At 61.8% G+C, this 23,882-nt stretch carries 20 protein-coding genes; 12 read left to right on the forward strand and 8 right to left on the reverse strand.

What is annotated here, in order from left to right; all coding sequences use genetic code 11:
* The first annotated feature begins 4 nt into the window (after positions 1–4).
* From IF803_RS07130 to IF803_RS07155, 6 genes are all read left to right on the forward strand, one after another.
* Entirely contained in the window at positions 5–988 is a 984-nt protein-coding gene (locus IF803_RS07130; protein WP_461191711.1) for a cytochrome-c peroxidase, read from the forward strand.
* A complete protein-coding gene (locus tag IF803_RS07135) occupies positions 985–3,456 on the forward strand; it encodes a two-component system VirA-like sensor kinase (protein WP_461191712.1) in 2,472 nt (823 codons plus the stop codon). Before IF803_RS07130 ends, IF803_RS07135 begins: the two co-directional genes overlap by 4 nt.
* 293 nt (positions 3,457–3,749) lie before the next feature.
* Positions 3,750–6,650 carry a beta strand repeat-containing protein gene (locus tag IF803_RS07140; protein WP_461191713.1) on the forward strand — a complete coding sequence of 967 codons (2,901 nt, stop codon included), beginning with the start codon at positions 3,750–3,752 and terminating at the stop codon, positions 6,648–6,650.
* A 24-nt stretch (positions 6,651–6,674) separates the two neighbouring features.
* Positions 6,675–8,813 carry a type I secretion system permease/ATPase gene (locus IF803_RS07145; protein WP_461191714.1) on the forward strand — a complete coding sequence of 713 codons (2,139 nt, stop codon included), beginning with the start codon at positions 6,675–6,677 and terminating at the stop codon, positions 8,811–8,813.
* Complete coding sequence (locus IF803_RS07150) at positions 8,800–10,254, forward strand: HlyD family type I secretion periplasmic adaptor subunit (protein ID WP_461191715.1); 1,455 nt, start codon at positions 8,800–8,802, stop codon at positions 10,252–10,254. Before IF803_RS07145 ends, IF803_RS07150 begins: the two co-directional genes overlap by 14 nt.
* Positions 10,255–10,330: 76 nt before the next feature.
* Positions 10,331–10,837, forward strand: a complete 507-nt coding sequence (locus IF803_RS07155; protein ID WP_461191716.1) for a DUF3455 domain-containing protein — start codon at positions 10,331–10,333, stop codon at positions 10,835–10,837.
* A gap of 158 nt (positions 10,838–10,995) precedes the next feature.
* Here IF803_RS07155 and ctaD read toward each other — a convergent pair whose 3' ends face one another.
* The 3 genes from ctaD to IF803_RS07170 form a co-directional block, all read right to left on the reverse strand.
* Positions 10,996–12,603, reverse strand: coding sequence for a cytochrome c oxidase subunit I (gene ctaD / locus IF803_RS07160; protein ID WP_461191717.1), 1,608 nt, complete (start codon positions 12,601–12,603; stop codon positions 10,996–10,998).
* A 310-nt stretch (positions 12,604–12,913) separates the two neighbouring features.
* A complete protein-coding gene (locus tag IF803_RS07165) occupies positions 12,914–13,525 on the reverse strand; it encodes a TIM44-like domain-containing protein (protein WP_461191718.1) in 612 nt (203 codons plus the stop codon).
* Between the two features lie 246 nt (positions 13,526–13,771).
* On the reverse strand, positions 13,772–14,371 hold the full coding sequence (locus IF803_RS07170; protein WP_461191719.1) for a hypothetical protein: 600 nt from the start codon (positions 14,369–14,371) through the stop codon (positions 13,772–13,774).
* 208 nt (positions 14,372–14,579) lie between these two features.
* Here IF803_RS07170 and IF803_RS07175 point away from each other — a divergent pair, with 208 nt between their 5' ends.
* The gene (locus IF803_RS07175; RefSeq protein ID WP_461191720.1) at positions 14,580–14,996 is read left to right on the forward strand and encodes a GreA/GreB family elongation factor; all 417 of its coding nucleotides are present in this window, start codon (positions 14,580–14,582) and stop codon (positions 14,994–14,996) included.
* Positions 14,997–15,086: 90 nt separating this feature from the next.
* Here the strand turns inward: IF803_RS07175 and IF803_RS07180 are convergent, their stop codons facing one another.
* Positions 15,087–15,581: a universal stress protein gene (locus IF803_RS07180; RefSeq protein ID WP_461191721.1), complete on the reverse strand. Its 495-nt coding sequence runs from the start codon at positions 15,579–15,581 to the stop codon at positions 15,087–15,089.
* 341 nt (positions 15,582–15,922) lie between these two features.
* Between IF803_RS07180 and IF803_RS07185 the strand changes: the two genes are divergently transcribed.
* Positions 15,923–16,474 carry a hypothetical protein gene (locus IF803_RS07185; RefSeq protein ID WP_461191722.1) on the forward strand — a complete coding sequence of 184 codons (552 nt, stop codon included), beginning with the start codon at positions 15,923–15,925 and terminating at the stop codon, positions 16,472–16,474.
* 202 nt (positions 16,475–16,676) lie between these two features.
* Here IF803_RS07185 and IF803_RS07190 read toward each other — a convergent pair whose 3' ends face one another.
* Both IF803_RS07190 and IF803_RS07195 read right to left on the reverse strand, forming a co-directional pair.
* Positions 16,677–17,120 carry a GreA/GreB family elongation factor gene (locus IF803_RS07190; RefSeq protein WP_461191723.1) on the reverse strand — a complete coding sequence of 148 codons (444 nt, stop codon included), beginning with the start codon at positions 17,118–17,120 and terminating at the stop codon, positions 16,677–16,679.
* Positions 17,121–17,286: 166 nt separating this feature from the next.
* Entirely contained in the window at positions 17,287–18,132 is an 846-nt protein-coding gene (locus tag IF803_RS07195; protein ID WP_461191724.1) for a LysR family transcriptional regulator, read from the reverse strand.
* A 155-nt stretch (positions 18,133–18,287) separates the two neighbouring features.
* Here IF803_RS07195 and IF803_RS07200 point away from each other — a divergent pair, with 155 nt between their 5' ends.
* Together IF803_RS07200 and IF803_RS07205 are read left to right on the forward strand one after the other, a co-directional pair.
* Positions 18,288–18,953: a GreA/GreB family elongation factor gene (locus tag IF803_RS07200; protein WP_461191725.1), complete on the forward strand. Its 666-nt coding sequence runs from the start codon at positions 18,288–18,290 to the stop codon at positions 18,951–18,953.
* 323 nt (positions 18,954–19,276) lie between these two features.
* A complete protein-coding gene (locus tag IF803_RS07205; protein ID WP_461191726.1) occupies positions 19,277–19,447 on the forward strand; it encodes a hypothetical protein in 171 nt (56 codons plus the stop codon).
* 202 nt (positions 19,448–19,649) lie between these two features.
* On the opposite strand, the gene IF803_RS07210 is transcribed toward IF803_RS07205, so the two are convergent.
* Positions 19,650–20,849: an ABC transporter substrate-binding protein gene (locus IF803_RS07210; protein ID WP_209911532.1), complete on the reverse strand. Its 1,200-nt coding sequence runs from the start codon at positions 20,847–20,849 to the stop codon at positions 19,650–19,652.
* Between the two features lie 56 nt (positions 20,850–20,905).
* Positions 20,906–22,045: an acyl-CoA dehydrogenase family protein gene (locus IF803_RS07215; RefSeq protein ID WP_461191727.1), complete on the reverse strand. Its 1,140-nt coding sequence runs from the start codon at positions 22,043–22,045 to the stop codon at positions 20,906–20,908.
* Between the two features lie 81 nt (positions 22,046–22,126).
* On the opposite strand from IF803_RS07215, the gene IF803_RS07220 reads away from it, so the two are divergent.
* Together IF803_RS07220 and IF803_RS07225 are read left to right on the forward strand one after the other, a co-directional pair.
* Positions 22,127–22,993 (forward strand): FadR/GntR family transcriptional regulator, encoded by an 867-nt coding sequence (locus IF803_RS07220; protein WP_461191728.1) that lies wholly within the window; start codon positions 22,127–22,129, stop codon positions 22,991–22,993.
* A gap of 55 nt (positions 22,994–23,048) precedes the next feature.
* Entirely contained in the window at positions 23,049–23,858 is an 810-nt protein-coding gene (locus tag IF803_RS07225) for an enoyl-CoA hydratase/isomerase family protein (protein ID WP_245288821.1), read from the forward strand.
* The last annotated feature ends 24 nt before the right edge of the window (positions 23,859–23,882 follow it).

The following is a 23,882-nucleotide window of genomic DNA, read 5'->3' on the forward strand; positions in this document are numbered from 1 at the left end:
GCCGGTGACGACGGCAGCCGTGTACGGCTGCGGTTTCGCGTGTCTACTGCTGGCGCTCGTTTGTCCCAGCGCGTTCTCGCCGGCAAACGCTCAATCGCCGAGCTTCGAGGCGCGCGCCGACCGCGAGCCTATCACGCCAATTCCCATGCCACGTGCACAAGAACCACAGCGTGCCCTGCTCGGAGAACGATTGTTCGGCGACCGGCGTCTGTCTCATGATAATACACACAGTTGTTCATCATGCCACGATATAGCAACCAATGGGGCCAGCGCCAGGATCCACGATACGCGTGAAGGCCAACCGATCGCCCTCAATACGCCGACGGTTTTCAATGCGAGCCTGAACTTCCGCCTGAATTGGGAGGGAAATTTCCGCTCGTTGGAAGAAGGAATTGAGGGCAGTCTTCGCAATCCAGCGATTATGGCGTCGAGCGTTGACGAAGCCCTCGGCAAACTGCGTGCTGACCCCGAAATCGTGGGGCAGTTTCGTGATGCCTACGGAAGGGAGCCTGATGTCGCCGCCATACTGGATGCGATCGCGACATACGAGCGGACATTAGTTACGCCAGATAGCCGCTTCGACCGATGGCTTGCCGGGGAAACCACCGCCATGACGCCGGACGAGTTGTCGGGTTATCAGGTTTTCAAATCGCTCGGCTGCATCGCCTGCCATCAGGGTGTCAATGTTGGCGGCAATTTGTTTCAGCGGCACGGCATCTTCCATCCGTTGGGCTCGCCGGAGCCGGCATTGGTTCGCGTGCCCAGCTTGCGAAATGTGGCGACGACAGCGCCATACTTCCACGATGGCAGCGCGGCCACGTTGCCGGAGGCGGTCAAAGCGATGGGCGTCGCCCAACTCGACCGCATTTTAACCGATCAGCAAACTACCGCCATCGTCGCCTTCCTCAACACGCTGACCGGGACATATCGAGGTCGAGCCGTAAGGCCGGCCACGGCCACACAGCGCACTGGCTCGCCGATCCCATGAGGAATCTGCCGTTCATTCTCGGGGTTTCATTTCTGCTCGCGCTGCTAACCTGGCTTTTGTTGCGCGGCATAGATACCAACGCGTCCGCCTATGCAGTGACGCTCCAGACGCTCGACGAATATGCGCTTGCCGAGGCCTCGCTTCACCGCGACGTGCTTCAGGCGCGAGCTGGCCTGCTTCGTGACTACGATGCATTTACTGCCGATGCGCGAGCGATGGACGATGCGCTCAGTCGGCTCCGGTCTCACGCACGGGCCGAAGGTCTCGATACGAAGCCAATTGACCAGCTAGCGTCGGCGGTTGCCGAGCAGGAAGAGCTGCTGGAGCGTTTCAAGACCAGCAACGCATTGCTGCAGAATTCGCTCTCCTATGTGGGCCTGCTCAGCACGAGCCCGGCGTTCCTTGCCAACGACGTGCAACTCGCGCCGGCGACGGGCGCATTGGCGGCTGCGATCCTCCACCTGTCGCGAGACACTTCATCCGGCGCGATGCGAGCGCTCCAGGAAAGGATCGACCAGTTTGCGCAGCAAACGCCCACCACTGGACCGGACGCGGAATCAGCGCGCGCGATGCTGGCGCATGCACGGCTGCTCTATGAGCAGCTCCCAGCGGTCGATGAAACGCTGAAGGCCTTCATCGCCGTGGCAAGCACGCAAGCCTTGGAGAGAACTCGCGAGCTGTTTTCTCGCCATCGATCCGTGGTTGAGTCTGGAGAGCAGCGCTATCGGCTGCTGCTCTACGTTGCCTCCCTGCTGTTGCTCGTCATGCTCGTCATTCTCGGCCTTCGGCTGCGAGCTCGGGCGGTGGCGTTGCGTCGGCGGGCAGAATTCGAACACGTCATTGCCGAGAATTCGACGCATCTAATCAATTGCTCCCCGGCCGAAACCGGGACGCGATTGAAGCAGGTGCTGGCTGAATTCAGTCGGATCATCGACGCGGATCGCGCGTATGTGGTTTTGGACGAGAGGCCGATCCGGGTCCACGCATGGTCGAAGGACGGAGTGACGTTTCCGCCAGGTTGGCCTCGGCGGGCGTTGGCGGTAGCCGAGCAGCCCGGCGCAGGAGACGGCGTCACGATTGCCGACGCGAGCGCCTTGCCGCCCGGCGCTATCAGGGATGCATTGGCCGGTACCGGCGTGCGCGCGTGGGCCTGTTTGCCGCTGATTCGGCCAGGTCGGGTCCGGGGCATCATGGGTTTTGACCGCTTCCGCCCGATACGGAACAAGATCTCTCCTATCCCCCTCGCGAGGCTTGCCAGTGACGCCGTAGCTAATGCGCTCGAGCGCGAATTTCTGGAGCGCGAAAGGACCAAGCTTGCCGTGCGGCTGGAGCGTGCACGTCGCATGCAGATGATAGGATCGCTGGCCAGCGGGATCGCGCATAACTTCAACAATATCATCGGTGCCATCCTCGGCTATTCGGAGATGGCGGAGCCGCAAATTACCCGCGGTTCCAAACCGGCACAGCACATCGACGAGATACGCCGGGCCGCCGAGCGCGGTCGCAACCTCGTCGACAATATCCTGACCTTCGGCCGTCGGACCGACGGGCGTGCTCGTCCAGTTCAGGTGTGCACTTTGCTCGACGAGGCGGCCTCTTTGTTGCGTGCCTCGTTGCCGTCGGATGTAGAGCTTGTCTTCGAAGATGTTCCGGCCGACGTCGCCGTGTCCGGCGAACCGGCGCAGCTCCAGCAGGTCATCCTCAATCTCTGCACCAACGCTGCGCAAGCGACGAACGATGGCGGTTGTGTCCGCGTGGCCGTGAAACAAGAACAGATGGCCGCTTTCGTGGAGATGAGCGACGGTGGGCTCTCTCCGGGGCGCTACGTATGCGTTTCCGTCAGCGACAACGGGAGCGGAATCGATGAACGCGTGGCGCGGCGGATGTTCGAGCCGTTCTTCACGACACGCGTGGCAGGAACTGGCCTTGGTCTCGCAACGGTTCGCGAGATCGTCCGCGATCATGATGGCGCCATTAACGTTCAGAGCGAACCCGGCTGTGGAAGCCGGTTCGAAGTGTGGCTGCCCGCCGTGGCGGCGGACTCCATCGCGGCTGACGAGTTGCCGGCGCTTTCGCTTGGACGCGGCGAGACGGTGTTGATCGTCGAAAGCGAGCAAGATCGTTTGTTGCGCGATGAAGAGAAGCTGGCGGCGCTCGGGTACGAGCCGGTCGGGTTTGAGCTGGCGGCGGATGCCCTTGCGGCATGTCGTTCCGACCCCGCTCGATTCGATATCATCCTGGTCGGTCAGGCCTCGCGGCCCCAGGGCGGGGTGGAATTGGCGCGAGCCCTGCACGAGGTATCGCCGTTGCAGCCTGTGCTGCTTGCCGTCGCGACGGCCGCCGATGTCAGCGTCGATTTGCTGACGGACGCCGGCATCTCCGAAGTGCTGCACTGGCCACTGGATAACGCCGAACTTGCTGCGGCATTGGACCGCTGCCTGCGTACGCACGCCAGGTTACAGCCGTAACACGATTACCCTTGCCTGAAATACTTCCGTAGCGCAGGGCCGCCATTTCTGGTGGCCCGCAGCCGTGCATGCGCGCGTCAAGATTACGGAGGTGACAATGGCTACCAGATCGAGCGTTTTGCCCGGCCCATGCCTTCTGGGCGCCTTCCACGGTCTCCGCCGCGCTCACCCGCGTCGGGACAGGTGGAGACGCATACCACGACGAGAACAGATCCGTACGAAGCACCAACGAAACCACCACCCCAGGAATGAGCGTTCGCGCTGATTCATCAATTCCCGAAAGGACCGCTACGATGGCAATCACAGCCAGTTTTTCGGCAGGCTCCGGCGTGCTGACGGTGTTCGACGACGCCCTCGACAACTCCATCGTCGCCAGCCGCGATGCGGCCGGCAACATTCTCATCAACGGCGGCGCGGTGACCATCCTCGGCGGCCGACCGACGGTTGCCAACACCGCGACGATCCAGGTGTTCGGTCAGGCCGGAAACGACACGATCTCGGTCGACGAAGCCAATGGTGCGATGCCGGCCGTGCAACTATTCGGCGGCGCGGGTAACGACATCCTGATCGGGGGCTCGGGCACTGATCAGCTGTTCGGCGGCGCCGGCAACGATATCCTGCAAGGCAAGGGCGGGGACGATCTCCTGTTTGGTGGGGACGGCAACGACACCCTGACCGGCGGCACCGGCAACGACCAGATGTTCGGCGGGGCCGGCAACGACCGCATGATCTGGAACCCGGGCGAGGGCACCGACCTGATGGAAGGCGGCGACGGCATCGATACCGCCGAAGTCAATGGCGGCAACGGTGCCGAAGTCTTTTCGATCACGGCCAATGGCACACGCGTGCGCTTCGATCGGATTAGCCCTGCGCCGTTCTCGCTTGATATCGGAACCACCGAGAACTTCGTGCTTAACATGAGCGGCGGTGATGACGTTTTCACCGCAGGAAACGGCCTCGCCAACCTGATCCATCTCACCATCGACGGCGACGATGGCAACGACACCATTACCGGCGGTGACGGCATCGACACGCTGATCGGCGGAGCCGGTAACGACGTCATCATCGGCGGCCGCGGCAACGACAGCCTGCTCGGCGGTACCGGCGACGACACCTTCATCTGGAATCCGGGCGACGGCAGCGACACGGTCGAAGGCCAGGACGGCACCGATACGCTGGTCTTCAACGGCGCCAACGTCAACGAGAACATCAACATCACCGCCAACCATGGCCGGGCGAAGTTCAGCCGCGACGTCGCCAGTATCACGATGGATCTCAACGGCATCGAGCACATCGATTTCAACGCGGTCGGCGGCGCCGACAACATCAATGTCGGCGACCTCACCGGAACCGGCGTCACCCAGGTCGCGATCGATCTCGAGTCCACGCCTGGCAGTGGCGTGGGCGACGGCGCGGCCGATACCGTAACCGTCAATGGCACCAACGGCAGCGACAACATTCAGGTGGCGGGAGCGGGAGGCTCGGTCACGGTCGCCGGCCTGCCCGCAACGGTTACCCTTGCCGGATCAGAGGGGGCCAACGACCAGCTCATCGTCGAGGGTGGTGCTGGCAACGACGTCATCACCGCCGCTGGTCTTGCGGCAGGTGTCATCGGCCTCACCATCGATGGCGGTGTCGGGAACGACACCATCACCGGAAGCCCGGGCGACGACAGACTGATCGGCGGCGAGGGCAACGACACCGTGATCGGCGGTCGCGGCAACGATGTCGCGTCGCTTGGCAACGGTAACGACACCTTCGTCTGGAATCCGGGCGACGGCAGCGACACGGTCGATGGCGGGGCAGGCACCGATACGCTGGTGTTCGACGGCGCCAATGTCGGCGAGAACATCGACATCTCGGCTAATGGCTCGCGGGTGAGGCTGTTCCGAGATGTCGGCAACGTGACCATGGATCTTGGCGGCATCGAGCACATCCAGCTCGCTACCCTCGGCGGCGCCGACACGGTCACAGTCAATGACCTCTCCGGAACCGACGCCAAGCAGGTCGCAATCGACCTGTCGGCGACGCCGGGTAGCGGTCAGGGCGACGGCGTGGCCGACACCGTGAACGTCAATGGCACCGCCGGCGACGACCGCATCAGCGTCGTCAGCACGGGCTCGTCGGTCGCCGTCAACGGATTGGCGGCGCAAGTGAGGGTCAGCGGTATGGACGCTGGGCTCGATCGGCTTGTCGTCAATGGCGGCACCGGCAACGACATCATCAACGCTTCCGGAGTCCACGGCAGCCAGATCAGTCTCACCCTCAACGGCGGCGATGGCAACGACACCATCACCGGCAGCGTGGGCAACGACACCGTCATTGGCGGGCGCGGCAATGATCTGGCGAAAATGGGCGCCGGCGATGACACCTTCGTCTGGAACCCCGGCGATGGCAGCGACACCGTGGACGGAGAGGCCGGCAACGACACGTTGCTGTTCAACGGCGCCAACGTCAACGAGAGCATGGATATCTCGGCCAGTGGCAGCCATGCGATCCTCAGCCGCGACATCGGCGTCGTCACCATGGATCTCGATCACATCGAGAACATCGATGTCAACGCGCTGGGTGGTGCGGACACCATCGCGGTGGGCGACCTGTCCAAGACCGACGTGAAGCGCGTTGCGATCGACTTGTCCGCGCCTATCGGTAGCGGACAAGGCGACGGTCAAGTCGACACGGTCGTGATCAACGCCACCAATGGCGACGACGCGATCTCGATCAACGACAACAACGGCGTGATCACGGTGTCGGGTCTGGCTACCGACGTCACGATCACCGGCTTCGAGGCCAACGATCGCATCGTGATCAACGGCCTCGAAGGCGATGACGTCATCAACGCCTTCGGGCTCGGAGGGGCGATGCAGTTCATCGCCAATGGCGGCGACGGCAACGACATCCTGATCGGCAGCCGCGGCAGCGACACTCTGAGCGGGGGCGCAGGGGATGACACCCTGATTGGCAATGGCGGAACCGATGTTCTCGACGGTGGCACCGGCAACAACCTCCAATTCCAGGCGGTGATGCATCCCGGCAGTGCCATGAGTAACGCTTCGTCTATGGCGAGCGCTGCCCTGCTGGGCCAGTTCATGGCCTCAAGCCTGGTCTCGACGGGGGCTGCACTCGGCGGCATGCCGCTTGCCGATCCTACACCTGGCCAGCAGCCGCCGCTGACGCAGCCGCACGCGGCCTGACGCAACATCACCTGGAGAACATCCGTGAGCAACGAAACCAACAGCACGGGGCCGGTCGATCAAGGTCTCGAAGCCCTTGTGACGCTGCTGCATCTCCAGGGGATTGCGGCCGATGCCGGACAGATCGCGCATCGGTTGGGCACGGAGAAGATCAGCACACCGGAGATGCTCCGGTGTGCTAAAGGCCTCGGGCTCAAGGCACGTGCCTGCCGGACCGACTGGTCTCGGCTCGGCAGCACGCCCTTGCCCGCCATCGCGGCCCTGCGCAACGGCGGATTCCTGGTGGTCGCCAAGGCCGCCGAAGGCAAGGTTCTGGTGCAAGCGCCGGCGTCCCGCCCCGCACTGATGACGCGGGACGAACTGGTTTCGGTCTGGGACGGTCAACTGATCCTGATGACCCGTCGCGCCGGTCTGTCGGATATCACCCGCCGCTTCGACATCGCCTGGTTTCTGGGCGCGATTCACAAATATCGTCATCTGCTCGGTGAGGTGCTGGTCGGATCGCTTTTCCTGCAGCTGTTCGGCCTGGTTTCACCGCTGTTCTTCCAGGTGGTGATCGACAAGGTGCTGGTGCACCGGTCGCTAGCCACCCTCGACGTCCTGGTTCTCGGACTGGTGTCGATTTCGGTGTTCGAGACCGTGCTGGGGATCTTGCGCACTTATCTGTTTTCCCACACCACCAACCGGATCGACGTCGAACTCGGCGCACGCCTGTTTCACCATTTGCTGGCTTTGCCGCTGGCCTATTTCCAGGCCCGTCGTGTCGGAGATTCGGTGGCGCGGGTGCGCGAACTGGAGAACATCCGCAATTTTCTCACCAGCTCGGCGCTGACCCTGCTGATCGACCTGTTCTTCACGTTCGTCTTCCTGGGCGTGATGTACTTCTATTCGCCGCTGCTGACGTGGATCGTGATCGGCTCGTTCCCCTTCTATATCGCGATATCGGCCGGGGCGACGCCGCTGTTCCGGCGGCGGCTCGACGAGAAATTCCGGCGTGGTGCCGAGAACCAGGCGTTTCTGGTCGAGAGCGTCAGCGGCATCGAAACACTCAAGGCGATGGCGGTCGAGCCGCAGATGCAGCGCCGCTGGGAAGAGCAACTGGCCGGCTATGTGGCGGCAAGCTTCCGGGTCCTCAGTCTCGGCAACAGCGCGAGCCAGACGGTACAGCTGGTCAGCAAGATCGTCACGGCCAGCATCCTGTATTGCGGCGCCAAGCTCGTCATCGGCGGCGATCTCTCGGTCGGCGAACTCGTCGCCTTCAACATCCTGGCCGGCAGGGTGAGTGCACCGGTGCTGCGCCTGGCGCAGATCTGGCAGGATTTCCACCAGGCACGGTTGTCGATCGCGCGGCTCGGCGACATCCTCAACACCACCGCCGAGTCGACCTATTCGGCCGGGCGGGCGCGGCTGCCGTCGATCCGCGGCGACATCAAATTCGATCACGTCTCGTTTCGCTACCGCGTTGACGGACAGGAAGCGCTGCACGATGTCTCTTTCGAGGTGCCGGCCGGCCAGACCGTCGGCATCGTCGGACCCTCGGGCTCGGGCAAGAGCACGTTCGCCAAGCTGGTGCAGCGGCTCTACATCCCGGAGCGAGGGCGGGTGCTGGTGGACGGCATGGACCTCGCCATGGCCGATCCAGCGTGGCTGCGCCGCCAGATCGGCATCGTGCTGCAGGAGAACGTGCTGTTCAACCGTTCGGTGCGCGACAATATCGCGCTTGCCGATCCGGCGATGCCAATGGAACGTATCGTTGCGGCGGCGCGGCTCGCCGGCGCGCACGACTTCATCCTCGAACTTGCCGAGGGCTACGACACCGTGGTCGGCGAACGCGGCTCGACGCTTTCGGGCGGTCAGCGGCAGCGCATTGCCATCGCGCGGGCGCTGGTAGGCGACCCGCGCATCCTGATCTTCGACGAGGCGACCAGCGCGCTGGACTACGAGAGCGAGCGCATCGTTCAGCAGAACATGAAGGACATCGCCAAGGGGCGGACGGTGCTGGTGATCGCACACCGGCTCTCGACTGTCCGCGGGGCGGACCGCATCGTCACGCTCGATCGCGGTCGCCTGGTCGAGGACGGCAGCCACGACACGCTGATCAAGACCGGCGGCCGCTACGCGTCGCTGCACCGGTTGCAAGGAGGGTTCCATGAAGTCGTCTGAAGCGGCTGTTGCCGCCGGATCCGCGCCACGCGTGATCCCGTTCCGCCCTGCGCAACGCAGAAGCAGCGAGGAGCTGGCGTTCCTACCGGCGGCGCTCGAGATCGTAGAGACGCCGCCGTCGCCGGTCGGCCGGGCGACCGCGGCCAGCATCGCCCTGGTGTTTTGCGCGGCCTTGCTCTGGGCCTGGTGGGGCACCATCGACATCGTGGCTTCGGCGACCGGAAAAACCCTGCCGGGCGGCGGCACCAAGGTGGTGCAGCCGTTCGAGACCAGCGTCGTGCGGTCGATCAGGGTACAGGACGGGCAGGTGGTCAAGGCCGGCGACGTGCTGATCGAACTCGACCCGACCGTGAACGCGGCGGAGCGCGATCATTTGCGCAACGATCTGCTGGCCGAGCGGCTCAACATCGCGCGCGTGCGCGCCGCGCTCGCCGGCAGCGACGATCCCGCTGCCGACTTCATGCCGCCCACCGGTGCCGACCCGGAACTTGTTGCGACCCAGCGTCAGTTGTTGCTAAACCAGGTGACCGAGCATCGCGCCAAGATCGCGGCACTCCTGCGCCAGCAGGCGCAGAAGGAGGCCGAGCAAGCCACAGCATCGGCGACAATCCACAAGCTTGAGACGATCATTCCGGTGATCCAGTCGCGCGTCGACATTCGTAAGACGCTGGTCGAGAAGGAGCTGGGTTCGAAGCTCGGCTATTTCGAGGTGCTCCAGCTGCTGGTCGAGCAACAGGAAGAGTTCAACGTGCAGAATAGCCATCTGCATGAGACCGAGGCGGCGATCGCAGCGATCCGCGAGACCCGCGGGCAGGCGGTGGCGGAGTATCGGCATACGCTCTCCGACGAACTGGCCAAGTCCGAGCAGAAGGCGAACGGGCTCGCGCAGGACCTGATCAAGGCCGAGCAGAGGACCAGGCTCCAGCAGCTGACGGCTCCCGTCGACGGCGTGGTGCAGCAGCTCGCGATCCACACCATCGGCGGCGTGGTCACGCCGGCGCAGTCGCTGCTGGTGGTCGTACCGAGCGACAGCCGGCTGGAAATCGAAGCCATGGTGTCGAATCACGACATCGGCTTTGTCCATGCCGGGCAGCAAGCCGAGATCAAGATCGATACCTTCAATTTTACCCGCTATGGGCTCTTGCATGGTCAGGTGCTTTCGGTCTCGCAAGATGCTGTAGTCCGCGATCGCCAGCACGATCGCGCCAACGATCGGAGTCTGGTGACGCAGAGCGAAACCAGCGAGCCGAAGGGACAGGAACTGAACTACAGCGCGCGCATTTCGCTCGATCGCACCGAAATGCAGATCGACGACAGGGTCGTTAATCTGTCGCCCGGCATGGCGGTGACCGTGGAGATCAAGACGGGATCGCGGACGGTCCTGAGCTATCTGCTTTCGCCGCTGCTGCGCTATCGCCAGGAAGTTTTGCGCGAGCGCTAGACTAGGTCGGCGGGCGCACCGGCTTCGCCCCCGGCAGGCGACCCATACGATTACTGCAACCAAGTCGAGAAAACCGATGAAGATTTCCAAAGCGTTGTTCAACGCCGTTTCGTTTGCTGCCCTCTGGCCCGTCAGCAGGGCAGCGGCGCAAGAGCCGTTGGCGATTACGGTGCGCGACAGGACCGTCATCACTACTCTCCATGCCGAGGGAGCACAGGTCTACGAATGCAAGCCGGACGCTGGGAAATCCCAGTCGAGAGTTCGCGCGCTGACTTGGCAATTGCGCGAGCCGATTGCGACGCTCATGCTGGACGGAAAGTCGATTGGACGGCATTACGGTGGACCGAGTTGGGAGCTCTCGGACGGTAGTGCCGTGAAGGGCAAGGTCGTCGCTAGCGCGCCCGGCGCGACCTCGAACGACATTCCGTCGCTCGAGCTCAAAGTGATCGACCGGCATGGTAATGGCGTGCTATCGGCCGCGACCGTTGTCCAGCGCATCAACACCGAGGGCGGTGTCGCGCGGGGATCGTGCGAGAGCTGTCTCTTATACACATCTGACGCTGCCGACGAACTATGTGTATAAGAGACAGGAACTAGACTCGCCCTTTCTGGCGTGCACGGTTGGAGCATAGGTGCATCGGCGGCCGACCATTGATCGCCACATGTGAAATATGCAAGCTAGCTGGTCGAACCTGCGCGGGGCATCGCGCGCGACAAGGCGCCAGCGTTACGGCTTGCGGATCACTGAACTCGGGGGAGAACCTCGAATTCGTGGAACCTCGGCGGTGAGGACAGCGTCCATTCCAGCGTAGTCGCGCCGCTGCCCCACGGGTTGGCGGCCGCCCTTGACTTGCGGACGAAGGCGTAAACGGTGCCGACAAAGAACACGACGAGCCCGGCTGCGGAGATGTAGGCGCCGATTGAGGAAATCAGGTTCATTCCCGCGAAAGCGTCTGGATAATCGACGATGCGCCGCGGCATTCCCGACAGCCCGAGGAAATGCATCGGGAAGAAGGCGAGATTGACGCCGACGAACGTCAGCCAGAAGTGCAACTTGGCGTGCACTTCGGAATACATGTAGCCCGTAAATTTCGGAAACCAGTAATACCAGCCCGCGAAAATCGAGAACACGGCACCCAGCGACAGCACGTAATGGAAGTGCGCCACGACGTAGTAGGTATCCTGGAGCGATCGGTCGACGCCCGGATTGGCCAGGACCACGCCGGTCACGCCGCCGATCGTGAATACGAAGATGAAGCCGATCGCCCACAGCATCGGCGATTTGAACTCGATCGAGCCGCCCCACATCGTGGCGATCCAGGAGAAGATCTTCACGCCGGTCGGAACCGCGATCACCATGCTAGCGGCCGCAAAGTAGGCTTGAGCGCTGCTGGTCATGCCCACGGTGTACATGTGGTGCGCCCAGACGACGAAGCCGATGAATCCGATGGCCACGATCGCATATGCCATTCCGAGATAGCCGAACACGGGCTTTCGGCTGAAGGTCGAGACGATCTGGCTGACCATGCCGAAGCCGGGCAGAATCATGATGTAGACCTCCGGATGGCCGAAGAACCAGAAGAGATGTTGATACAGCACGGGATCGCCGCCACCCTCCGGCGCGAAGAACGTCGTCCCAAAGTTCCGATCGGTCAGAAGCATCGTGATTGCGCCCGCGAGCACCGGCAGCGACAGCAGCAACAGAAACGCGGTCACGAGCACCGACCAGCAGAAAAGCGGCATTTTGTGCAAGGTCATTCCGGGGGCGCGCATGTTGAAGATGGTGGTGATGAAATTGATCGCGCCGAGGATCGAGGACGCGCCAGCCAGGTGCAGGGACAGAATGACGAAATCGACGGCCGGACCAGGGTGGCCGGCGGTGGAGAGCGGCGCGTAGAGCGTCCAGCCCGTGCCAGCTCCGGACGAGCCGGGTTCTCCTTCGACGAACATCGAAATGATGAGCAACGCGAACGACGACGGAAGCAGCCAAAAAGACACGTTGTTCATGCGCGGGAAGGCCATGTCGGGTGCGCCGATCATCAGCGGCACGATCCAATTGCCGAAGCCGCCCATCATGGCCGGCATCAGTGTGAAGAAGATCATGATCAGGCCGTGCCCCGTCACGAAGACGTTGTAGGTATGGGGGTTGCTGAAGATCTGCAGTCCCGGTTCCTGCAGTTCGGCCCGGATCACCACCGATAGAATCCCGCCTATCAATCCCGCGCAGATTGCGAACACGAAGTACATCGTGCCGATGTCCTTGTGATTGGTCGAATAGAGATACCGCCGCCAGCTCGTTGGCAGGTTATGGGCATGCCCGTGGGAAGAGACATCCAGGGAAGCTGACATTTCGATCTTCCTTGAGGTTCAAGATGAGCCGAGCGGGTCTAATCCCAGTCTTTCGAGCCAGTTAGCGAGGTGATCCGGCTCATTGCCCGTGAAAGCGCGCTGCCTAGCAATGTCGTCCATGAGGCACGCGCGTCCATTGGAGCGCCGTCTTCCGGGTGGTCGTCCGATTTCGAATCCGACGTCGGAAAGGCGAGGGGCAACGATCCGAAGTAAGCCGGGTCGACCTCGTGCATGTAACAGGGGGGCGACGCGCATTCGTGTGGGGTATTGTGCTCGTCATCGTGTCGGTCGAAGCATCCGCGGTTTCTGGTCATCTTCCGGCCTCCGTCGCGATCAGGCGCCATCTGCTGCTTGGCAGGACGCAACCGAATGTCCAGACGTCGACCCTGTGCCGCCCTTCGCGCCTCCCGTGGTCACCTTCCGAAAGCTCGTAAGAGTCGGCGATGAAGCGGATGGAGATCTCGGCATGGGCGTCGTCGATGCGCGCGGCAACGACCTCAGGGGGCGTGACCAGAGCAAACACGGTGTCTGTCTTCTCGATCCGATCCTCTTTCGCCGCGATCGCGTCCGAAAATGCGGCATAGACCGCAGGGGAAACGTGTCTGAGAAGCGCCATCTGGTCGCCGGCGTCGAACGCCGCGACGATGGCCTCGTAGGCTGCAACTCTTTCGTCGAGGAACTCGTTGACGGCGAGCCCGCCGCAACGCGCGAGGATACGGGATGCCAACGCTTCGAGATTTGTGCAGCGTGCTGGCGTGCTCGGTGCCGACGCACAGGAGGACGAAATCGCTTGCCCCGATCTTTGTGCGGCTTTTGCCTTCGCAAGCGATGAAAAATGCACAAACCAGAAGGTGAATAACCCGTAGACCCAAAGCCCCCACAACAGTGCGACGATTTCCGAACCGTTGCCGTCCTCTGGCATAGCGACCTCCTGGTTGGCAGAAGCCTCGCTCCCCTCGTCCGGACAAACAAACGAATTTAATCGTCCATACGAACCACAAAAATTGCTATGAAGGTCGGGCGATTGCTGCGATCAGGCAGGCCGGGTGAACTAGCCAAGAGTCGAGGGTCGGCAGTCGCTGCGCCGGGTAGGGCGGAAGCGTCAGCCCACGGTCCGAGAAGGATAAGGCTGCCAACTGCTGGGTTCGATCGATGTGGCACGGAAACGTCAGTCTTTGGCGATCCTCGCGTTACTGCTGTTCCGCACGGGATCTGTTCTGATGGAGTAGCTCGTGGAGACGCCATCCGCCCTGTGGTGGTGATAGGTCGAGACGGCGGTTGCGAGCAGGAAGCCCCACCAAATCACGAGGCAAAAGAGCAGACGAAGGCTGATCTCCGAAGCCGGTGTGGAATTCGCGGTTCCCTTGAAGGACGGCAGCAGTCCGAGCAACCTCGACGCCACCTCCTCCTTCTGGGGACCGCTCCAGTTCTGTCCGGAGACTTTGTCGAGCACCGCAACGAAGCGCTTCCGTGCACGAGTCCCGGCCATTCCGTCGAGACACGCCGCTTCCTCCCAGGGATCGACATCGATTCGCGTCAATGCGGAAAGGACGCTGATCTGCATTCCGTTGCCGTCTTCGCAGATCACCGCGAACAGAAACTCGTCATATTTGGGCGACAATACGGAGGTTTTGCCGATCTCCATTTGATCCTCCCTTGTGCTCAAGTCGAAGGTGCCGGAGATGGATACATCGCGAAGGGCGTTCACCTCTTCCGGCCTAGCAACGCCATGGTTCGCGACGGACGATCGGGCTTTCGTCCCGCTCATTGCGCCTTCCTTCGCTCGTCTTTGGCAAACGATAAATTATGCCCGTTCATATCAAAGAAACGAACGCTGCGACTTCTCCACGACGCGTGGAATTCCCGACGAGCGATCAGATTTTCTGCTTCGAGCACGCAATATTTGTCGCTTGCCATGCCGGATCGAACGTCGCCAACTCTTAGGCAGCATGTGCCCTCCGGGAACGAGGACGAACGTGGTTTACGCAAAATCCGACCATTGGCTGTCGCCAGAATTGCCGCCGGTAATGATCTCGGAGACCGACCGGGCAAAGCTGATCTCCGTCGCCACTGCAGCATTGACCGACCGCTGGCGGTCCGCGGCCGCTTCAAATCTTCTGCGAGAACTCGCTCGCGCCACCATTGTCCCGGACGCCGAACTTCCGGCCAATGTCGTCGCCGTCCACTCCCGGGTGCGTTTGCGCGACAATATCAGCGGAAAAGAGAGCCAAATCACTCTCGTGCTTCCTGAAGAGAGGGTCACCAAACCGAATGCCCTTTCGGTGTTGACGCTCTTGGGAGCCGCCTTGATTGGCTTGTCCGAGGGCGCGTCTATCGATTGGTGCACTGCCAGCGGAGATCACAGCAGCAAAACGGTTCTTCGTTGCGAGTAGAGGGGCCGCACGGATGTCGAAGGGTCGGCTCCGACAGGGAGGCATGTCGCTCAAAACCCCGCCGAATCCATGCACCAGAAAACGATTTGATCACGAACTCTTCTGCTTCTCTTTGGTCTTGGGTCTCTCAAACGGCCTGACGCTGTCCGCGCGGTTCTCAGGCTTTACGGCGACGAGCACGCTGCAGGGCGGCTTATGCAGGATAGTTTCGCCAACCGAGCCGTTCAACCAGCGTGCAAGGGTTCCCTGATCGCGATGGCCGATCACGATCAAATCGGCGTTCATCTCCCTGGCGGCCAGAACGATCTGTTCGGATGGCCTGCCGTACCTCATGGCACCCATTGTTGCGCAGCCGGCTTGATGCAGGCGTCGCACACCCTCGTCGATCACTGCCTGGACCGCAAACCGCTGGGCATCGGAAACGACGAACGACATCGCCTCGCCGACTGGCATGCTTTCGGTTCTGTCGACGATCGCGAGGAGATGAACGGTGGCGCCGCATGACAACGCCAGGCCTTGGGTTTGAGCGAGCGCTTCGCGGCCATCCGCCGAGCCGTCAAAAGCCAATAGAATCCTCTGGTACATGCGCGATCTCCCTCTTTGCGAGCGGCCGTCTGCCGTCACGCCGAATGTGATGAACGACGAAAACCGCAGGTCGGCATCAACATATTCCGGAGGCTAACGGCGACAAACGAAAAGTCTCGTCATTTGACGGCAACATTATTGATAGCTGAGCCACCTGACCCAGGAAGATGAGGAGGACGAGAGCATTCTCTCCGGCGTCTCACATATCAACGTCATTGCTGAAAGCCGACAAATCTTCTCATTTGCAAACGACGCGCGGAAGTCGCCAAGTCAGGGTGGCCGGGACGCGCCGTCGATCGCGCAGTCTTGACGGCCAAATCCGCGTTTGAGGGAACGACATCATGAACAAAACCTCGTTGCAGGATGGCGTAAACAATGGCAGCGGCAAACTCGCATCATCAACCTATGGAATGAGCGATGGCGACCCCGCTTGCATCGGTTATTGGTCCAGGGGAGAAGTGCTGCTTTTTCTTCAAAAGCTTATCGAGGGCGAGCGTGCAGGCATTGGAGCCTTTGCATCTGTTGGCCGTTCCATCAAGCAGCATCTCGCAGACCTGATCTTCGAGTCCGAACTTGCGCAAGCTGCGATTTGCGTTCTGCTCAAGAAGGAAATGATCAGGAAAGGTGGTGCGCACATGGTTCGTCGGAGTAGGGCAGCCGTTGCGTCCGATCCGGGGAGTATCGTCGTCCGGAATGCCGTCGCATTCGCCCGCGCCCATCAGGCCGGGTTGGCGGATATGATCGAGAATGCCGTTGTGAACATTTTCGATTCAAAGCTGAACGCAAAGCTGATGTATCTGCTGCTGCTTCACCGCAAACAAGTCGAATTTCTCGATACGATCGGTCCCGGGGCCGCGAACGGAAGCCCCGATCCCTATGCGTGCGGTCATTGATGGTGACGCGAACTCCCGACGGCAAGCTCTCAAGGGACGACAGGTTGATGCTTACCGCTCCGACCTTGACATTCGTTCTCATCGCCGTTGCCGTCGGGCTTGCTGCTGCATTCGTTTGGCTTCTTTGGGAGGTCGACCGAGCATCCGATGCGCGGCGTGACGGGAAGCGTCACCGCCAGAAGGGCGGGTGATGTAGCCCTGGTCAACGACGGCGCAATCGGCGCGTCATGCTTGGGCGAGATGGTCGGCTCTTTCCGACCTCCAGCACTGCAATGCTTCGTTCCCGGCCGTGCTCTGTCCAGTGGAACGACTGTCCGGGACCAAGGCCAATAAGAGCGCTTCCAACCGAGGTCAGGATCGACAGGCAGTGGCGTCCGCTGGCCTGCTCCGGAACGACAAGACGGGCATGTCGGGCAAACGAATTTATGTGCTCGACGAATGTCACCTCAGATCCAAGTCTGACGACCGAATTCGGCGCGACGCCCTCCGGAACGATGTCGGCGCGATCGATCTCCTCGCGAAGAAGACGCGCGGTGTCTGTATCGATTGTTCGACCTCGAAGCAATCCAGACAGGATATCTCGATCCATTTCCGTAAGAATGATGGGCGGCCGTCCTTCAAGACGACGTTCCTTCGAGCAGGCCATGGCACTCCCTCCTAGCCGGCGCTTATGCCCTCCCGATTTTCGATACCTTCCGACAGGAATCGTTTGACACACGCTGTGCCACTATCTCGACGAATTGTACGTTGGGCAAACGAGTTAATTTGCTCAATTGATGCAAAAACGCGACTGCATATAACTCTCGGGGCTCCTATTTCTTCGCGACCGTCGCAGCACGCAAGGCGGCAAGCGCCACCTTCAGCGCGGCGGCATCAACGTTCGTGGAGTACGTTGCATAGACCGGGAAGGAAAACCGCGGTGCTCCCGGCACCAGATGAAGGTCTCCGGTCAGCAAGTAGGGTTGAATGGCGTGCATTCGAAAGTATCCGGAGCCTCCCTCCAAGAGGGTGTAGGACAGGGCAAACGGACCGAGATTGGTCAGCAGGCTCGGGACCGTATCCGGAAAGCTCATTGCATGATGAAGGGAGAACTCCGACCCCCATTCAACATGGACATACTGGAGATCGCCGTTGCGATGTTTCTCGGGATCGGTTGTCACGAGTACGAGTTCTTCTTCCATCAGCAGATCGACGCCGACTCCCGGTCGATGATGCGGAGCGTACATGATGGCGATATCCACCAGTCCTTCCGCAACGTGCGAGGCCAGATCTTGGGGAACGTCGACATGAACGCGAAGCGCGATCTCGGGATGGGAGCGCCGCATCATCCGGACCCAATCGACCAAAAGCGGTTGCCATAAGCTGACCTCGCTCCCGATCGTCAAAACGGCGCTGTGGCCATCGGGCACCGCCACTTGCTGCTTTGCACGTTGCCACAACTGCACGAAATTAGGGGCGAAGCGCAAGAATTGCTGACCGGCTGGAGTGAGGTTGGCGCCGGTCTTGTTTCGAACGAACAGAGGCCGCCCGAGTTGCTGCTCAAGGAGACGGATGCGTGCGCTGACCGTGGTCTGCGCTACATTCAGGCGATCGGCGGCCTTGATGAAGCTGCCGCTCGAGACGATCTCGACAAATGTTCTGGCGAGCTCGATATCCATGCAATGATAGCAAGATCTTTGCAGGGAAATGTCAATTCAATTCGCTTGCGTTGACCGCACCACCTTTGGCGTAATGCGAACAGAGGGTGAAGCGATCTATCGCCTGAATCAGCGTGTGCGCTTTCGCCGCAATGCCGAGCTCCGGACAACAGACTATGCTCGACAAAGGCCGTGACTTGGGTCGTCGAAATCTATCCACGCATCGCGTGCCGGTATCTCAACGCGGGCCGCCGTTTCGTAGGCCTTTTGCCGAGCCGCTACCTGCGTCGCTCGGGCTTTTTCACTCCTTAGAATCTTGGATGCCGGCTTCACTTTTAAAGCCGATCGATCTCGAGCGGAAGGAGGTCGCCGTGTTCTCTCTTCCGAAGGTTGCGTTGACAGCGTCGGACTATCCTCGCCTCGATCGGCTCGCGCGCGCGGCTTGGAATCGAGGGGATCTGGCCGCACTTTTCCTGATGGGCGAGGTCAATCGGGCGGAGATCGTGTCCGACGACGCAGAGGATGTCGGCTCGCTGGCGAGGATAGGATCATGGGTCACCTACCGAACGAACTGGGGCGGGTCGAGAAGGTCGGTTCAACTTGTCTGGCCTGAAGACCAATCTTGCGGTCGTGGCCGCATCTCCGTGTTGTCAGCACTAGGGGCCACGCTGATCGGCCTTAGGAGCGGTGACCGGATGCCTTACTTCGCCGCCGGTAGCCTGGACTTCATCTTGATCGAGAACGTGGAACGATCGCGTTCGAACGTTGTGCCGTTGTTCCGTGCCCCAACATTCGCAAAGGCAAGGACGTCGGATGACGATCCGGGCCCGGCAGCAGCATAACCGCAAGAGGGCACTCATGACGAACAAGGAGGCCCGCCTCTGGACAGAGGTGGAAACGCAGGCACCAATTTGAGAGGTATCGTCATGACGGGCCGCATGTGAGCTATCGTGACGAAAGCACAGGTGGCGTCCGTGAGGTGGTTTTCCCGTATCTGCACCGGGTGAACATCGAGACGAGCCGAATCTCGGTCTTGACGCCAGTCGGTGCTGCACGCACGCATTAGGCTATCGGTCGGACCACGGTGCCTAAGTATTGACGGCCGAAGCTGGTCTCCTATGGCTTCAGCCCATTCTTCCTGTTCGGCGCGATCCAGGCCGGTGTCATGATTCCGCCGTGGCTCGCCGTATTTGCCGGGGACATCTCGTTGCCAACGGCTTTCGCGCCGCTCGACTGGCACGTGCACGACATGCTGTTCGGCTTCGTCGGGTGCGGTGATCGCCGGCTTTCTGCTGACCGCGGTACGGAACTGGACGGTGCGGCTGCCAATCAATGATCCAGACTGGCGGTCCGGTTCTCGACATGGCTGGCGGGCCGTCTCGCCTTGAGCTTTTGCGAAGCGATCGGATGGAGGCAGCGATAGTGGCGGACGCGTTGTTTCTGTTTCCTCTTGTTCGCGCCGCGATGCATGGGATCGCAGCGGGCCCAGGTGCGGCAATCCGATGATCGTGGCTGATCGGCCTCGCGCGACGTCTGGTCTAGTCGGCCGATAGCGGGGCGCCGGTCAAGGACCAGCTTTCTCCGTCGAATGTCGCAATCCGCAGAGCTCTGAAGGGTGTGTAGTCTCCGGGCCGGGTGCTGATCGCGACGCCTGGGAGCATCATCGGCAATCGTTCGCCATTCAGCGAGGTGGCCTGCTTCATGAGGTTCTCGCGGGTCAGGTCGTCGCCGCATTTGCGCAACGCCAACTCCACGGCGTGCACGTTCATATAGGCAACGAGCACAGAATAGTCGTCCGGGTTGGCTGAAGGTGCGTACGCCTTCAGGAACTCCTTGTAGGCCTTGACCTCCTCATCATTGGCCCAGGCTGGGTCGCCCGGTTGCTTGAGGAATTGCGTTGTAACCAGTCCTTTCGATGCTTCGAGGCCTGCGGGCTTCAGGATCGTTTCGACCGATGCGGTCGAGCCGCCGATCACGTGCAGCGGCTTCCAGCCGAGCTCGTAAACCTTGCGGATCGATTGCGCGGCGGCCTTCGATGACGACTGCTCGATCAGGGTGTCGACGCCGGCGGCCTTCAGCTGCACGATCTGCGAGTCGATCGTCGGATCGGCGAGCTCGTAGGAGGCCTGGGCAACGATCAGCTCGGCCTTCGGACCGAGGCCGGCGCGGAGGCCCTTCAGGTAGTCCTTCCCATAGTCGTCATTCTGATAGAGGACGCCGATCCTGGCGTCCGGCTTTGCAGTCAGGATGTACTTGGCGACGACGCGGCCTTCGGTTTCGAAGTCGGGATAGAGCGGGATAGTCCAGGGAAATGCCTTGGGATCGTTGAAGCGGCGTCCGCCGGCCGTGATGAACAGCTGCGGCACCTGCTTGGCGTTCAGGTACTTCTGGATCGCGACGTTGGGCGCGGTGCCGATCGTGCCGACCTCGGCCAATATGCCGACGTCCTCGATCAGCTTGCGCGATTGTTCGACCGCTTTCGGCGCGCTGTAGGCATTGTCGAGCTGCGTGAAGTTGATCTTGCGGCCGTTGATGCCGCCTTTGGCGTTCAGCATCTCGAAGTAGCCGACCACCGCCCGCCCGGCGCCCGCGCCGAACGCGGATGCGGGGCCACTCAGCGGCGTCGATTGGCCGAGCTTGATCTCGGTATCGCTGGCACCGGGACCGTAGGCTTTCTGAGCATAAGCAGGTACCGCCAGCAGTGCTGAAAGCGCGCCGGCCATCAACGCCCGGTTCATGATATGGTTCAAGGTCGTCCCTCCCTGTAATTGTTTCTTCTTGAAATCGATCCGCGCTATCGCAGCAGCTCGCGGGCGATCACCACGCGCTGGATCTGGTTGGTGCCTTCAAAAATCTGGGTCAGCTTGGCATCGCGCATCATGCGTTCGACCGGATAGTCCATCGTGTAGCCATAGCCGCCGAAGATCTGGACGGCATCCGTCGTCACCTTCATGGCCATGTCGCTGCCGACGCATTTGGCCATGCTGGCGAGCACGTTGAGGCGCTTCCAGTCGCCAGCATCGCCGGCGCGGGCGCATTCGTAAACCAGTGCGCGGGCCGCCTCGATCTGCATGGCCATGTCGGCGAGCATGAACTGCACGCCCTGGAATTCGGCGATCGGCTTCTTGAATTGCTTGCGCTCCTTGGCGTAGGCGACGCAGGCATCCAGTGCGCCTTGCGCGAGGCCGACGGATTGCGCGCCGATGGTCGGTCGGTTGAGGTCGAGCGCGCGCATCGACGCGCGAAAACCCTTGCCTTCCTCACCGACGAGGTTTTCGGCCGGGACCCGGACATTGTCGAAGAAGATCGGCGTGTTGGGCGCGCCGCGAAAGCCCATCTTGCGCTCGTGGCGGCCGAACGTGATGCCCGGCATTATCTTCGGCTCGACGATGAAGGCGCTGATGCCGTCCGCACCGGCGCCGTCACTGGTTCGCGCCATGACCACGATGTAGTCGGCGGCGACACCATAGCTGCACCACTGCTTGCGGCCGTTCAGGACATAACTATCGCCGTCCTTGCGAGCGCGGGTGTTGAGCGCGGCGACGTCGGAGCCGGCCTGCGGCTCCGAGATCGCGATTGCCGTGACGACGCCGCCCTCGGCGATGATCGGCAGATACTTCTTGCGCTGCTCCTCAGAGCCGAAATGCAGCAGCGGCATGATGAACATGGTGTTGAGCGCGGCGATCGACGCACAGGCAGGGGAGACCTTCGAGATCTCCTCGCGCGCGATGCAGGCCATAGTCAGGTTGCCATTCGGGCCGCCATAGCGCTCCGGCACCCAGAGCTGCATCAGTCCCATCTCGCCGAACAGCTTGACCAGTTCGAGCGGGAAGCGGTCGGTTTCGTCGATCTCGGCGGCGATCGGCGCCACGTGCCTGGCGACCATTCTGCGCACGTTGTCGCGGAACGCGACCTGCTCCTCGGAAAAACTCATGCGAACTCCCGTTTCGTTTTCTTTGCCGGAAGCTAAAAAAGGGCTTCCATTGAATGGGTGATCCATTTAATAATTCACCGCATGAGCACCAAGTCAAGCCCTCGCGCGCCGCAGCGCTCCCGTGCCGCCTCGCCGAGCCGCCGGGAGCGGGCCACCGATCATCGTGCGGCCGGCTCCCCGGCCGCGCCGACATTCAAGCCAATTCACACCAGGCGGACGTTCGAGGAGATCTGCGAGCGCATTCGCGAGCAACTGGCGCTCGGCGTGCTGAAGCCCGGAGACAAGCTGCCGGCCGAGCGCGAACTGGCTCAGCAGCTCGGCGTCAGTCGGAATGTGCTGCGGGAAGCATTGCGCAGCCTCGAAATGGCCGGCGTGCTGCGGCTGCAGAAGGGCGTCAAGGGCGGGGCTTTCATCCAGCAAGGCGACACCCGCCGCATGAATGAGGTCATGCGCGACATGCTGAGCCTCGGGACGATTTCGGTGCGGGAATTGTCGGAGGCGCGGGTCCACGTCCTCGACCTCGTGGTGCAGTTGGCTTGTGCCAATGCCCGCCGGGCCGATCTCGATGCATTGGAAGCCAATATCGAGCGGACGGAGCTTGCGACGAAGGAGGGGCGGCTGCTCGACCGGGTCGAATGTTCGCGCGAGTTCTACAAGCTGCTGGCGGCCTCGACCGGCAACAAGGTGATTGCGATGATCGTGGACTCGGTCACCGAGATCCACATGCGCTTCGTCTACGCCAAGGTCGCTTCAAGCGGGGTCGCGATGGCACGGCTGGCCGAGAAGCGGCGGCAGTTCCTGGCGGCGCTCAGTGAGCGGAACGTGGCGCTGGCGAGCCGGCTGCTGCGGTCGCACCTGGAATCCGTGCAGCGCATGCTGGAACAGGACCCGGGGGCCATGTCGCTTCACGTCGCATTGGCTGACGTGCAGCCGGGCATGCGCCGGTAGCGCGAAGCTACGCGAACAAATCAGCACTCAAACAGCAATAACAATGGAGGCAAACGTGTCCAATTACGCCAAGTATGAATGCCTGACGGTCGAGGTCGCGGACAAGGTCGCGACCGTGACCTTGAACCGCCCGCAGGCGCGCAATGCCATCAATCAGAAGCTGATCCGCGAGTTGCGCACGATCTGGGACGACCTCGCCGACGATCACGCCGTTAATGCCGTGGTGCTGACCGGGGCGGGCGACTTCTTCAGCGTCGGTGGCGACGTCAAGGCGATGTCCGAGCGGCCCGGCGGCGACGTGCTCGAAGAGGGCGAGGTACACGATCCCATGATCAGCCGCCGCGGAGTCACCCGCCAGCTCGAGCTCGACAAGCCGATCATCGCGGCGATCAATGGCGATGCCATCGGCCTTGCGGCGACCCATGCGCTGCTTTGCGACATCACGGTGATGGCGGAAGACGCGCGGATCGGCGACACCCACGTCTCGCGTGTCGGCCTCGTCGCCGGCGACGGCGGCACAGTGATCTGGCCGCTGCTGGTTGGCATCAACAAGGCCAAGGAATTCCTGATCCGCGGCACGCTCCTGAAAGGAAATGAGGCGGAGCGGATCGGGCTGGTCAATCATGTCGCGCCGCGCGCGGAGGTGTTGGCCAAGGCCCGCGCGATCGCGGTCGAGCTCGCGAACGGTCCGACCTGGGCCATTCGCTGGACCAAGCTGTCGATCAACCAGATCGTCAAGGAGCGCGTCAACATGCTGCTGGAGGCGTCGATGGCGCTGGAGCAGGTGACGTTCGAGACTGCCGACCACAAGGAAGCGACTATGTCGTTCAAGGAGAAGCGGAAGCCCAGATTCGGCCGGGCATAGCGCGGGCCTCACCATGGCGGCGAT

The sequence above is a fragment of the Bradyrhizobium sp. UFLA06-06 genome, assembly GCF_054820065.1.